Genomic DNA, 13003 nt, shown 5'->3' with positions numbered 1-13003 from the left:
CCGGCGGCGAAGGAGGACTCCTATCTTGAAGATCGCAATACTCTCGCGCAGGCGCTCGATCTACTCCACCCGACGACTGATGGAGGCGGGCGAGGAGCGCGGCCACGAGATGCACGTGATCGACCACCAGCGCTGCTACATGGACATCACGTCGCACAAGCCGTCGGTGCACTACAAGGGCGCCACGCTGAAGGGCTTCGACGCGGTGATACCGCGCATCGGCGCCTCGGTGACGTTCTACGGCACCGCGGTGCTGCGCCAGTTCGAGATGATGGGGGTCTTCCCGCTGAACGAGTCGGTGGCCATCAGTCGCTCGCGGGACAAGCTGCGTTCCCTGCAGCTGCTCTCGCGCCGCGGCATCGGCCTGCCGGTCACGGGATTCGCCAATTCGCCGGATGACACCGAGGATGTGCTGAAAATGACCGGCGGCGCGCCGGTGGTCATCAAGCTGCTGGAAGGCACCCAGGGCGTCGGCGTTGTGCTGGCCGAGACCCGCAAGGCGGCCACCAGCGTCATCGAGGCGTTCCGCGGGCTGAATGCGAACTTTCTGGTCCAGGAGTTTATCGCCGAGGCGGGCGGCGCGGATATCCGCTGCCTCGTGGTGGGCGGCAAGGTGGTCGCGTCGATGAAGCGCCAGGGCAAGGAGGGCGAGTTCCGCTCCAACCTGCACCGGGGTGGTTCCGCCTCGCTGGTGCGCATCACGCCGGAGGAGCGCTCCACCGCCGTGCGTTCCGCGAAGATCATGGGTCTGAACGTTGCCGGTGTGGACATCCTGCGCTCCAACCACGGCCCGGTGGTGATGGAAGTGAATTCTTCGCCCGGGCTGGAAGGCATCGAGGCGGCCACGGGCAAGGACGTCGCGGGATTGATCATCGGCTTCATCGAGAACAACGCGAAGCCGGGCAAGACGAAGACCAAAGGTGTCGGCTGACCGGCGCGGGGCGACGGGCCGCCCCATCGAAATCGGTGGTCATGGCGTAGGGCCCGGCGAGCGTGCGAGCATCGACCTGCCGGCGGCGGATCTCTATACCCACACGGAGATGACCATGCCCGTGCAGGTCATCAACGGCCGCCGGGCAGGCCCGGTGCTGTTCGTCTCGGCCGCAGTGCACGGCGACGAGATCAACGGGGTGGAGATCATCCGCCGCCTGCTGAAGCTGCGCACGCTGCGCAGCCTCCGCGGTACGCTGCTGGCGGTGCCGGTGGTCAACGTACTCGGCTTCCTGAACATGTCGCGCTACCTGCCGGACCGCCGCGATCTGAACCGCTCCTTCCCGGGCAGCGAGAGAGGCTCGGCGGCCGCGCGGCTGGCGAACCTGTTTGTCACCGAGATCGTGGACAAGGCCGACTACGGCATCGATCTGCATACCGGCGCCATCCATCGCGCCAACCTGCCGCAGATCCGTGCCGACCTGGATCACGAGGAGACGCGCGAACTCGCCAGCGCCTTCGGTGTGCCGGTGATGATCAACGCGTCGGTGCGGGAGGGTTCACTGCGCGAGCTGGCGGCGAGCCGCGACGTGCCGCTCCTCCTTTACGAGGCGGGGGAGGCCCTTCGCTTCGACGAGCTCGCCATCCGCGCCGGCGTACGCGGCATTCTGCAGGTGATGCGCCGCCTCGGGATGCTGCCTGCCGGGAAGTCGAAGCGCCGCGAATCCAGGCCGGTCACCGCGCTCGACAGCGGATGGATCCGCTCGCCGCAGAGCGGCATCGTGCACGCCGCCGTGCGGCTCGGCGATTACGTGAAGAAGGGCGACGTGATCGCCAACGTGCGCGATCCCCTCGGTTCATCGGACACCGTCATCCTTGCGGCCGACGACGGCGTGGTCATCGGCCTGTCGAAACTCCCGCTGGCGCACGAAGGCGACGCCATTGTGCACGTTGCAGCCTTCGATCAGCCCACGCGGGTCGCCCGCAGCGTGGAGGAGTTTCACCGCGGGCACGGCGGCGACGAACCGGCAACGGGATGAGGGGTTATGCGGTATCCGTGCGGCGGTCGATTATGTTGCACTGCCGCGACAGGCTGATGGCTTTCTGCGCCTGAAATTTGACACTTCGTGGGGTTTCTGCCACCTTTCAAATTCCAAAAATTTCATCGACCGTCGCGTGCCGGGTATACGACCTTCAGGTAAACACTGGGGCGGGGGAACACGATGCACTGATCCCGTCACGACGATGGACACCGCGGCCCCACTGGGGCCGCTTTTTTGTGGCGGAACGCGAACTGCCGCCAGGGTGCCGCTCATTCGACAGTGACGGCTAACCAGCCGCCAGCGGATCGCCGCCCGTTTGAATTGCCGCCCGCCGCGGCGCAGAATCCCGCAGAACCTTGTCGGCAGCGAAGGGAGTCAGGGATGGGCAAGTTCGGCACGGGACAAGCGATCAGGCGTGTCGAGGACCAGCGTTTCCTCACCGGTACCGGCCGCTATCTGGACGACGTGGCGCCCGCGGATGCGGCCGTGTTGTATTTCCTGCGCTCGCCTTTTCCCCATGGCGTCATCAGCGAACTCGACCTGGACGAGGCGCGCGAGGCGCCGGGCGTGCTGGGAGTCTATACCGCCGAGGACCTCGCGGATGCGGGCTTCGGCGACCTGCCGGGATCTGCGGTGCCGAAGAGCGACGGGCACCCCGGGCATGCCGCGCTGCAGCAGCCGCCGCTCGCGCGTGAGGTGGTTCGTTATGTCGGTGAACCCGTCGTCGCCATCGTGGCGGAGACTCTCGCGGCGGCCAAAGACGCGGCCGACCTGATCCTGTTCGACGTCGACGAACTACCGGCCGTCACCGACCTGGCCGATGCGCTGGCCGACGGCGCGCCGCGGGTGCACGACGACGTGGACGGCAACCTGCTCGGCATCATGACTCACGGCGACGCGCCGGCCACCGACGAGGCGTTCGCCGGCGCCGAACACGTGGTCGAACTCGAACTCGTCAACAACCGGCTTGCGCCGACGGCCATGGAGCCGCGGGGTTGCGTGGCCGTTTACGACGGCGGTGAGGATGTCTACACGCTGTACCAGGGCTGCCAGGGCGTGCACAACCTGCGCAAGCACGTGGCGGCGGCGACGGGGATCTCGCAGGAGCGGCTGCACGTCGTCTCGCCGGACGTGGGCGGCGGTTTCGGCCTGAAGATGTTCCTGCAGTGCGAGACCGTGGCCGCGCTGCATGCGGCGAAGGACCTCGGCCGGCCGGTGAAGTGGCTGGCGGAGCGCTCCGAGAGCTTTCTCTCCGACCTGCACGGCCGTGACCAGATATCTCGCGCGGAACTCGCGCTGGACGGCGAGGGTCGTTTCCTCGCCATGCGGGTGCGGACCGACGGCAATGTCGGCGCCTACACCTCCCAGGCGGGCGCGTTCATCCCGTGGTTCGGCGCCGTTATGCTCACCGGCGCCTATGCCATCCCGGCGGCTTGCGCGGAGATCCGCCTCGCCGTGACGAACACCGTCCCGGTGGATGCCTACCGGGGCGCCGGGCGCCCCGAGGCCATCTACCTGGTCGAGCGCCTGGTGGACAAGGCGGCCCGTGAACTCGACTTCGATCCCGCCGACATCCGGCGGCGCAATTTCATTCCGCCCGCGGCCTTCCCGTACAAGACCGTGACGGGGCAGGTGTACGACTCGGGCGAATACGCGCATTTGCTGGATAGCGCGCTGGAGCGTGCCGACCGCGCGGGCTTCGACGAGCGACGCAAGGCCTCGGAGGCGAAGGGCCTGCTGCGGGGCATGGGGCTCAGCTATTACGTCGAGATTTGCTCGGCCATGGGCGGCGAGGACACTCACGTGCGCTTCGAGCAGGACGGCACGGTGACCGTGCTCATGGGCACCCAGTCCACCGGCCAGGGCCACGAGACCAGCTACGGACAGATGGTGGCTGCGGGACTCGGCGTGCCGCTCGCGCGCATCCGCGTGCTGCAGGGCGACACCCGGACCATCCCCACGGGCCAGGGCACCGGCGGTTCACGGTCCATGGCGATCGGTGGCTCGGCGCTGACGCGCACGGTGGAGACCGTGGTCGAGTCGGGCAAGAAGATCGCGGCGGGGCTGCTGGAGGCGGACGCCGAGGACATCGAGTTCGAGGAAGGCAACTACCGCATCGTCGGCACGGACCGCACGGTGGCGCTGCCGGAGGTCGCCAGGGCCTCCTTCGACGACGGGGCGCGGCCGGACGACGTCCAGCCCGGGCTCGCCTCCAGCGAGCATTTCACGCCCGAGGCCGGCACTTTCCCGAACGGCTGCCACGTCTGCGAGCTCGAAGTGGATCCGGAGACCGGCATGATCGAGATCCTGCGCTACACGGTGGAGGACGACATCGGCAACGTGATCAACCCGCTGATCCTGGAAGGACAGATCATGGGCGGCATCGCCCAGGGGCTCGGCCAGGCCCTGTTCGAGGAGGCCGTCTACGACCACGACACGGGGCAGCTGCAGACCGCCACGTTCATGGACTACACGATGCCTCGCGCCGACCGGCTGCCCGGCATTGATTTCCATTACACGGAGGTGCCGTCGCCGCGCAATCCGCTGGGCGTGAAGGGGGCGGGAGAGGCCGGCACCGTCGGTGCGCCGCCGGCCCTGGTGAACGCGGTGATCGATGCCCTGGCGCCTTACGGTATCGAGCATCTCGATATGCCCCTTACGCCCATGAAGGTCTGGCGCGCGATGCGCAAGGCGCGGCCAGCCGCCTGACCCGCGTCACTGCCCACGGCAGTGAGGCGGACGGTGCGCCTGCCGGTGATCTTTGTAGCGGCCGTGTCGAGGTTGCGGCGTACTGCGCCCGGCGGGCCGATCGGGCCCGATGTTATTCTCCGGTGCCATGGATAAGACGATGCGAAGGAAGGAACGGGTCATAGCCCAACTGGCAGCAGTGCTGGCGCTGGCTGTCCTCGCCGGCCCGGCCGCGGCCACCGCGGCGGAGGCCGGCAAGCCGAAGGACGGGGGTGGCGAACGCTACATCTTCGGCTGGCCGTTCATCGGTACCAGCGACATGGCGCCTCGCGGTGGCACCACCGAGGGCCCGGAAGTCACCGTGGACACGACGCCGAGCGCCGCCTGGCGTCGGCTGCGCGAGGACGGCGTGGACAAGAAAGAACGGGACCGACGCGCCATACTCGCGATGGCCGGCCCCTACCGGGCCAGCTTTGATTTTCTGGAGACGGTGGGATTCTCCGCCGGCTTCGAGCCCGCGCGCCCGTTCCGCTCCTGGGGCACGGAGTACATCTACGTTGTCGCCGACGAGCCGGACTTCATCAGCCTGCAGCACATCATGGTCATGGTGTTCAGGCAGGAGGACGGTTCGCTGTCCGAGCCAATGGTCATCAAGCACTGGCGTCAGGACTGGCGTTACGAAGACACGGTCATGCACGTCTACGCAGGCGACCGGCGCTGGCGGCAAGTGCGTCTCGACGACAAAGCGGTGGAGGGCCGCTGGACCCAGGCGGTCTACCAGGTGGACGACTCGCCACGCTACGAGTCATTCGGCGACTGGGTGCATACGGACAGCTATTCGATCTGGGAGAGCGCCGAGACCTGGCGCCCGCTGCCCCGTCGCGAGTTCAGTGTGCGCGACGACTATGACGTTCTGATCGGCACCAACCGGCACACCGTCCTCCCGGACGGCTGGGTACATGAAGAGGACAACCGCAAGGTCGTGCTCGAGGCGGAGGGGGACGGCATGGTTCCCGCAGATATCCTGGCCCGTGAGACCGGCGTCAATCGCTACCAGCGCGTAGCGGATTACGACTGGTCCGCCGGCGAGCGCTACTGGCAGCGTACGGCCCCGTTCTGGCGCCAGGTGCGGGCCGCCTGGGGCGAGATTTTCCGGCGGCACGAGAGTGTCCGCGTCGCGAAGCGGGCGGACGGCCGCAGCCTGGTCATGACCATGTTCTCGCTGGCGGACGGCACCTCCGCCGACGACTTCGATGCCGACGCCGCGCGCGTGAAGATCGATGCCGTGCTGGATCGTTACGTCGACGATACCGGGATGCCGCGCGGCGCGGACTGAGCGCGGCCGGCAGAGCCGTTGCTGATTTCGCAACCGTTGCCGATGCAACCTGTGCTATTTTCCGACCGGCAAGCGGGCGATACCTGCCCGCTCCAAGGGAGAGAAACGATGAGAACGATGAGAAAAACGATCTGCGTAGCGGCGCTCTGCGCCTCGTCCATGGCCATGGCCACCGGCGCCTGGGCAGCCGAAGAGTGGCCATTCACCTCGGGGGACTACTGGGAAGTGACCGGGATCGACATCAAGGATGGCGGCGGCTACAAGTATGCCAAGTGGCTCGCGAGCGAGTGGCGGGAGAATCTGGAATTCTCCAAGTCCAAGGGCTGGATCAAGGACTATATGATCCTCGCCAATGTGTACGAGCGCAGCGGCGAGCCGACGATCTACCTCATCCGCGTCATGGAGGACGTACCGACGGGCGCCGAGGGCGAGCAGCGCCAGAAGGAATACATGGCCTGGCGCAAGAAGAGCATCGAGCAGATGCAGGGGGAGAGCGGTAACCGCGCCGAGTACCGCGAGGTCATGAGCTCCTCGCTGCTGCAGGAACTCAACTTCCGCAACTGATCGCCTGCGTGTCGGGTTTCCGGTCCGCGGACCGGAAACCCGCATTCTTCTGCAGTCTGACAGCCGTGAAAGAGGCGGGTGCCGGGAGTATCATGGAGGTGGGACGCGCCCAGAAAGGTGTTGCGCATGGCCACCGGCGGTCAGGGTATCTCCGAACTGCTCACCTACGCGGAGGACGGCATCTACCTGATGACCGCCGCCCTCCTTGCAGCCACTGCGCTGGTCCTGCTCTTCAAGACCGGCGCGGCGCTCGTCCGCTCGCTCGGCACAGGCGCGACGCTCCAGGACGCCCTGCGGGCGCTGGATTCGCTCCTGCTTGTCCTGATGATCGTGGAATTGCTCCACACGATCAGACTGTTCATCGTCGAGCATGCGCTGGTCGCCGAGCCCTTCCTCATCGTGGCGCTCATCGCCGGCGTACGACGCATGCTGATCTTGACGACCGAGGCTTCCCAGTACATCCAGAGCAAGCCGGAGCAGTTCCGGATGGCAATGATCGAGATGGCACTGCTGGTGGTGTCGTTTGTCGCGATCTCGGGCGCCATACTGATTCTGCGCCAGACGCTCCCCTAGACGCCGGCTCGGCGTTCCCGGAAATCTGTCACGGGTCTTCACGCTGCCCGGAAATTCGTTAGACTATCCGGATGCTCTGCCTGCGCACACGATTCCTGGCCCGCTGCACGGCGATCGCGCTGGTCGCGATTCTGGCCGGCCAGATTGCCGTCGCCGGTCACGCCGCGGCCGCCGATCACGGCGTCGGCGAGCAGTGCGACGTCTGCGTCGGCGGCGATCGGCTCGCCCACGGGCTGTCGCCTGCGGCCGCCGAGCTGCCTGCGGTGCCGGCGACACCCGCCGTCACCGTCCCCGTGGCGACCGGGCATTGCGTTTTCCCGCCCCGGCACGGTCACGCCCGCGCACCTCCCCACCTCTGATCGTCAGTCGACCGACTATTGCTCGACCGCAGCCGTGTCGCCCAGCGACAGGCCGGCACGGCATCTGCTGATCCGATCAGAGGAATGAGAAATGCGTATCTCGCAACTGACTGCGGCGCTGCCCGCAGCATTATTGTGTGCCGGTGCCCTGCAGGCCCAGGAAGTGTCCGGCCAAGCGGCTGAGGAAACGATCGAGGAGATCGTGGTAACCGCGGCGCCCCTGGGCGACGTGCTGCAGCCCACCAGCGTCTTCAAGGGCGCCGACCTGTTCACCGACCGTGCGCCGACCCTGGGCGAGACCCTCGCCGCACAGCCCGGCGTGAGTTCCAGTTACTTCGGGCCGGCATCGTCCCGGCCCATCATTCGCGGCCTGGGCGGCTCCCAGGTCATCATGCTCTCCGACGGCATCTCGTCGCTGGATGCGGCGGACGTCAGTGCCGACCATGCCGTGAGCATCGAGCCGCTGCTGGCGGAGGCCATCGAGATCATCCGCGGCCCGACGACGCTGCTGTACGGCAATTCGGCGGCCGGCGGTGTCGTGAACGTGATCGACAACCGCATACCGCGTCGGCCTGTCGAGGAGCCGCTCTCCGGCGCCGTCGAGGCCCGGGCGGATACGGCCGCCGAAGAGCGGGCCGTCGTCGGGCGTCTGGACGGCGGCGCCGGCAGCTTCGCCTGGCACCTCGATGCCTACACGCGGGAGACCGACGACGTCGAGATCGACGGCTACGCCACCGCCGATCCGGACGACCGGGAGGAAGACGAGATGTCCGGCATTCTGCCGAACAGCTACTCCGAGTCCGACGGTTACTCCGCCGGCGCCTCCTGGGTGGGAGAGCGGGGCTTCCTCGGCTTCTCCTGGAGCGGTTCCGACATGACCTACGGCCTGCCCGGCCACAGCCACGAGCACGAAGAGGAGCATGGGGAGGAAGAGCACGGCGAGGAGGAACATGCCGGCGAGGAAGAGGGCGGTCCGTTCATCGAGCTGGAGCAGTCGCGTGTCGACGTGCGCGGCGAATACGCGCTGAACGGCGAGTACTTCGAAGCGGTCAAGTTCTCCTGGGGCATCAACGACTACGAGCACGCCGAGATCGAGCCCTCCGGCGAGATCGGCACCCTGTTCGAGAACGACGCCTGGCAGGCGAGGGTGGAGGCCATCCACGCGCCCATCGCCGGCTGGCGGGGCGCCTTCGGCCTGCAGCTTGACGACCGGGATTTCTCCGCCGCGGGCGAGGAAGCGTTCATCTCGCCGACGAAGACCGAGTCTCTCGGCCTGTTCCTGGTGGAGGAGCGGGACTACGACTGGGGTCACGCCCACCTGGGCGGCCGCGTGGAGTTCCTGGAGCACGACAACGAGCTGGCGTCCGATTTCGACGACACCTCCGTTTCGCTGGCCGCCGGCGTCGACTTCGAGCTCGCGCCCGACTACACACTGATGCTGAACGTCTCGCGCACCGAACGCCTGCCGGCAGCCGAAGAGCTCTATGCCAACGGGCCCCATCTGGCAACGGGTCAGTTTGAACTCGGTCTCGCGGTACTCGGCACGGATCCCGACAAGGAGGTCTCGGTGAACTACGACATCGGGCTCTCCGGCCGTGGCGGGCGTCTGCGCTGGGACGTCCACGTCTTCTACAACCGGATCGGGGACTACATCTTCCAGAACCTGACCGGCGCGGAAGAGGACGGGCTGCCGGTGGCGGAGTATGCCCAGGCCGACGCCGACTTCTACGGGGTCGAGGCCGAGGCGACGCTCTTGCTCGGCCGCCTCGGCGGTTTCGAAGCCGAACTAGACCTGCTGGGTGACTTCGTCTACGCGGAGTTGGACGATGGCCGCTACCTGCCGCGCATCCCGCCAATGCGCGTCGGCACGGGACTCACTCTGCGCAACGATGTTCTGACCACCTCCCTGGACGTCCTCTGGCATTCGGAGCAGGACAACATCTCCTCGTTCCGGACCGACAGCTACACCATGGTGGATCTGTCCGCGATCTATGCCATGACGCTGCAGGAGACCCGGCTCGACCTCTTCGTCCGCGGCACGAATCTGCTCGACGAGGCGGCCCGGCGCAGCACCTCCTTCCTGGCGCCCTATGCGCCGCTGCCGGGCCGCTCGTTCCACGCGGGCGCGCGTCTGCGCTTCTGACCGGCGGAGGAGACCGCGCCGCATCCGCGCGGCGCGGTCTCCTGCCATCCGCGTCCTGCCCCGTCAGGCGTATCGTGTATATTGCCGGTCAGGGCAAGGAGACACTTCATGCAGCAACTGACCGGCCTCGACGCCTCGTTCCTCTATCTCGAAACGGCTGCCACCCCCATGCACGTGGGCAGTCTCTGCATCTACGACCAATCCACAGCGGCCGGCGGCCACGTCACCTTCAAGCAGATCATCCGCTTCTTCGAGGAGCGCCTGCACAAGGCGAAGACGTTCCGGCGCCGGCTGGCGAACGTGCCTCTCGGCCTGGCGCGTCCCTACTGGATCGAGGATCCGGAATTCGATCTCGAATTTCACCTGCGCCACATCGCCTTGCCGAAACCGGGCGACTGGCGCCAGCTCTGCATCCTGACCGCGCGGCTGCTCGCCCGTCCGCTCGACCTGAATCGCCCCCTGTGGGAGGCCTGGGTGATCGAAGGGCTGGACAACGTCGACGGCATCCCGCCGGGCAGCTTCGGTCTGGTGACCAAGATTCATCACTCCGCCATCGACGGCATCTCCGGTGCCGAGATCGCCGCGGCGATCCACAGCCTCACGCCCCACGACCAGCCGGAGCCGCCGCCGCGGCCCTGGGCGGCGGAGCGTGAACCCACCGACGTGGAACTCCTGGCCCGCAGCGCTGCGGGCATGGCTCGCACGCCGCTGAAGATCGGCAAGCTGGTGCGTCACGTCGCGCCGACGCTGCCGAAGCTGGCCACAGGCCTGGTGCGGCGGGACCTCAGCCTGCCCCGGCATGTGCCCCGTACCCGTTTCAACGCCAACGTCTCGGCCCACCGTGTCTTCGACGCCCGTACCTTCGCGCTGGACGAGATCCGCGGTATCAAGGGCTTCGTGGAAGGCGCCACGGTGAACGACGTGATCGTCAGCGTTTGCGGCGGCGCACTGCGCAAATATCTCGAGGCGAAGGACGAATTGCCCGGAGAGTCGCTGATCGCGATGGCGCCGATGAGCGTGCGTTCCGACCGGCAGCGCGGCGCGGAGGGCAACCGGGTCAGCGCCATGCGACTGCCGGTGGGCAGCGACATCGAGGATCCGCTGGAGCGGCTGCGCGCCGTGCATGCGGCGAGCGACGAGGCCAAGCGATTCACGCGCACGGCGGGTCCGGAACTCAGCATGGAACTCGCGGAGTTCCTGCCGACGACCACTTCAGGGCTCGCGGCCAGGGCCTATGGCCGCTGGCACATGGCCGAGCGCCTGCCGCCGGTGTTCAATACCGTCATCACGAACGTGCCCATCAGCAATCATCCGCTGTACTCCATGGGCACGAAGATGGTCGCCTATTACGGCCTCGGACCGGTGGTCCACGGCGTGGGATTGTTCCAGCCGGTCATCGGCTACGACGGCAAGATCACCGTGAGCGCCATCTCCTGCCGGGAGATGATGCCCGATCCCGCCTTCTACTGTGAGTGTCTGCAGGCCTCCTTCGACGAGCTGAAGGCGCTGACTATCGGTACCGCAGGCAAGCGGGCGAGGACTCTGGTGGGCGCTGGCGGGGCGACGGCACCAAAGCCCGACAGGAAGAAGCCCGACAGGAAGAAGCCCGCCAAGAGAAAGACGGCCAGGAAGAAGAGCAAGCGAAAGAAGAAGGCGGCGACGACGTCCTCGGAGCCACAGGCCGACTAGCGCTCCAGCGTGGGCACCAGCCCGGGGCGGAGTATCGCGCGGGTCGCCTGCTCCAGCGCGTAGGCATAGCCGATCAGCTGCGGCTCGGACCACGGGCGGCCGAACAGCGTTACGCCTACCGGGAGGCCGTGTATGTTGCCGGCCGGCAGCGTGATCGCGGGATACCCGGATACCGCTCCCAGCCGCGAACTCGAGATCGAGTAGGTGTCGCCGGCGAGGAAGTCGATGGGCCAGGCGGGCGAGTTGGTCGGCGCGATGATCGCATCCAGCTCGTGCTCCTCCATCACCGCGTCGATGAGCCGGCGCATAGCCGGACCGCTGTTCTCCCGCGCCGCCAGGTAGGCCTCGTCCGTCAGCGGCCCCCGGGTCTCGGCCTCCTCGAAGATCTCCTGGCCGAACCAGGGCATGGCCTCGTCGGCACGCAATTCGTTGTAGCGGATCAGCCCGGCCAGGCTGCCCCGGTCGCCCTCCATCCCGGCGTTGCCGAGGTAACGATTCAGCCCGTCCCTGAACTCGTACAGGAGCACTTCGTATTCGGCCTCGCCGACGTCTTCGGGGATCTCGAGGCCGATCGGGTCGACGACCTCGGCGCCGAGCTCGCCGAGGCGGGCGATCGCGGCGTCGAGGATGGCCTCCACACGGGGCTCCGAGCCTGCGCCGTAGTATTGCCGCCAGACGCCGATGCGCGCGCCTTCCAGCGCGTCGGTGTCCAGCGCGGCGAGATAGTCCCGCGGGCCCGGGTGCGCCTGCGCTGCCGGGTCCGCGTTATCCGGCGCTGTCATGCCGGCGAGCAGCAGCGCCGCGTCGCGCACGCTGCGCGCCATCGGGCCGGCCGTATCCTGGCTGAGTGCGATGGGGATGATGCCGTCCCGGCTGACCAGGCCGACTGTGGGCTTGATGCCGACGACGCCGTTCGTGCCCGCCGGACAGACGATGGAGCCGTTGGTCTCGGTGCCGACCGCCAGCACGGTCAGGCCCGCGGCGACGGCCACCGCCGAGCCGCTGGACGAGCCGCAGGGATTGCGGTCGAGCACGTGGGGATTGCGAGTCTGCCCGCCGACGCTGCTCCAGCCGCTAACGGACCGGGTGGAGCGGAAATTCGCCCACTCGCTGAGGTTGGCTTTGCCGAGGATGACGGCGCCGGCGCGCCGGAGCGCGGCGACGTGGAAGGCGTCGTCCGGCGCGCGATGCAGCGCCAGCGCGATCGATCCGGCGGAGGTGGCCATGCGGTCGCCGGTATCGATGTTGGCCTTCAGGACCACGGGTATGCCGTGCAGGGGACCGCGCTTCTCGCCGACGGCGCGCTCCTGGTCCAGGTCCCGCGCGGTTTCGATGGCGTCCGGATTCACCTCGATGATGGCGTTCAGCGTGGGGCCGGCATCGTCCACCGCTTCGATACGGTCGAGGAACCGGCGCACGAGCTGTTCCGAGGTGAGGTCGCCGCGATCCATGCGTTCCTGCAGGGCGGCGATATCGGCGTAGTGGAGGGCGCTCGCCGCGTCATCTGCGGCGGCATAGGAGGCACCAGGAAGCAAGCCGGCGAGCAGGCAGATCAGACTGAGGGTGAGCGTGCGAGTGGTGTCTCGCGGCAGGTAATGCGGCATGGGAGACGTCCCCGGTATGGCAACGCCGCCTATTGTACGGGTTCCGCCGCGATCGGGCAGGTTGCGGGGCTGGT

General features: G+C 67.5%; 10 protein-coding genes. 8 read left to right on the top strand and 2 right to left on the bottom strand.

The features are described from left to right. Positions 1–25: 25 nt before the first annotated feature. The 6 genes from rimK (at position 26) to ACJMKX_RS06745 (ending at position 7134) form a co-directional block, all read left to right on the top strand. Positions 26–931, top strand: coding sequence for a 30S ribosomal protein S6--L-glutamate ligase (rimK, locus tag ACJMKX_RS06770; RefSeq protein WP_405222847.1), 906 nt, complete (start codon positions 26–28; stop codon positions 929–931). Further along, on the top strand, positions 921–1970 hold the full coding sequence (locus tag ACJMKX_RS06765) for a succinylglutamate desuccinylase/aspartoacylase family protein (RefSeq protein WP_405222844.1): 1050 nt from the start codon (positions 921–923) through the stop codon (positions 1968–1970). Before rimK ends, ACJMKX_RS06765 begins: the two co-directional genes overlap by 11 nt. A gap of 384 nt (positions 1971–2354) precedes the next feature. Beyond that, the gene (locus ACJMKX_RS06760) at positions 2355–4682 is read left to right on the top strand and encodes a xanthine dehydrogenase family protein molybdopterin-binding subunit (protein ID WP_405222840.1); all 2328 of its coding nucleotides are present in this window, start codon (positions 2355–2357) and stop codon (positions 4680–4682) included. Positions 4683–4821: 139 nt separating this feature from the next. After that, the gene (locus ACJMKX_RS06755; RefSeq protein WP_405222837.1) at positions 4822–5997 is read left to right on the top strand and encodes a DUF6607 family protein; all 1176 of its coding nucleotides are present in this window, start codon (positions 4822–4824) and stop codon (positions 5995–5997) included. 108 nt (positions 5998–6105) lie between these two features. Further along, positions 6106–6561 (top strand): hypothetical protein, encoded by a 456-nt coding sequence (locus tag ACJMKX_RS06750; protein ID WP_405222834.1) that lies wholly within the window; start codon positions 6106–6108, stop codon positions 6559–6561. Between the two features lie 126 nt (positions 6562–6687). Then, on the top strand, positions 6688–7134 hold the full coding sequence (locus ACJMKX_RS06745; RefSeq protein WP_405222831.1) for a phosphate-starvation-inducible PsiE family protein: 447 nt from the start codon (positions 6688–6690) through the stop codon (positions 7132–7134). A gap of 38 nt (positions 7135–7172) precedes the next feature. On the opposite strand, the gene ACJMKX_RS06740 is transcribed toward ACJMKX_RS06745, so the two are convergent. After that, positions 7173–7364: a hypothetical protein gene (locus tag ACJMKX_RS06740; protein ID WP_405222828.1), complete on the bottom strand. Its 192-nt coding sequence runs from the start codon at positions 7362–7364 to the stop codon at positions 7173–7175. Between the two features lie 220 nt (positions 7365–7584). Here ACJMKX_RS06740 and ACJMKX_RS06735 point away from each other — a divergent pair, with 220 nt between their 5' ends. Both ACJMKX_RS06735 and ACJMKX_RS06730 read left to right on the top strand, forming a co-directional pair. Then, positions 7585–9636: a TonB-dependent receptor gene (locus tag ACJMKX_RS06735; protein WP_405222826.1), complete on the top strand. Its 2052-nt coding sequence runs from the start codon at positions 7585–7587 to the stop codon at positions 9634–9636. Between the two features lie 108 nt (positions 9637–9744). Next, the gene (locus ACJMKX_RS06730; RefSeq protein ID WP_405222824.1) at positions 9745–11325 is read left to right on the top strand and encodes a WS/DGAT/MGAT family O-acyltransferase; all 1581 of its coding nucleotides are present in this window, start codon (positions 9745–9747) and stop codon (positions 11323–11325) included. Here ACJMKX_RS06730 and ACJMKX_RS06725 read toward each other — a convergent pair. After that, entirely contained in the window at positions 11322–12929 is a 1608-nt protein-coding gene (locus tag ACJMKX_RS06725) for an amidase (RefSeq protein ID WP_405222821.1), read from the bottom strand. The genes ACJMKX_RS06730 and ACJMKX_RS06725 overlap by 4 nt on opposite strands. Positions 12930–13003 lie beyond the last annotated feature (74 nt).

This window comes from Lentisalinibacter sediminis (assembly GCF_040706615.1).
Classification (GTDB): Bacteria; Pseudomonadota; Gammaproteobacteria; order Steroidobacterales; family Woeseiaceae; genus Lentisalinibacter; species Lentisalinibacter sediminis.
Note: the sequence above shows the minus strand (reverse complement) of the source record. Positions and strands in the feature narration are given on the sequence as shown.

Bases quoted from the DNA above. Each gene is read 5' to 3' on its own strand.
- ACJMKX_RS06725 (WP_405222821.1), bottom strand. From the start codon at position 12,929: ATGCCGCATTACCTGCCGCGAGACACCACTCGCACGCTCACCCTCAGT.
- ACJMKX_RS06730 (WP_405222824.1), top strand. From the start codon at position 9,745: ATGCAGCAACTGACCGGCCTCGACGCCTCGTTCCTCTATCTCGAAACG.
- ACJMKX_RS06750 (WP_405222834.1), top strand. From the start codon at position 6,106: ATGAGAACGATGAGAAAAACGATCTGCGTAGCGGCGCTCTGCGCCTCG.
- ACJMKX_RS06760 (WP_405222840.1), top strand. From the start codon at position 2,355: ATGGGCAAGTTCGGCACGGGACAAGCGATCAGGCGTGTCGAGGACCAG.
- ACJMKX_RS06735 (WP_405222826.1), top strand. From the start codon at position 7,585: ATGCGTATCTCGCAACTGACTGCGGCGCTGCCCGCAGCATTATTGTGT.
- ACJMKX_RS06745 (WP_405222831.1), top strand. From the start codon at position 6,688: ATGGCCACCGGCGGTCAGGGTATCTCCGAACTGCTCACCTACGCGGAG.
- ACJMKX_RS06755 (WP_405222837.1), top strand. From the start codon at position 4,822: ATGCGAAGGAAGGAACGGGTCATAGCCCAACTGGCAGCAGTGCTGGCG.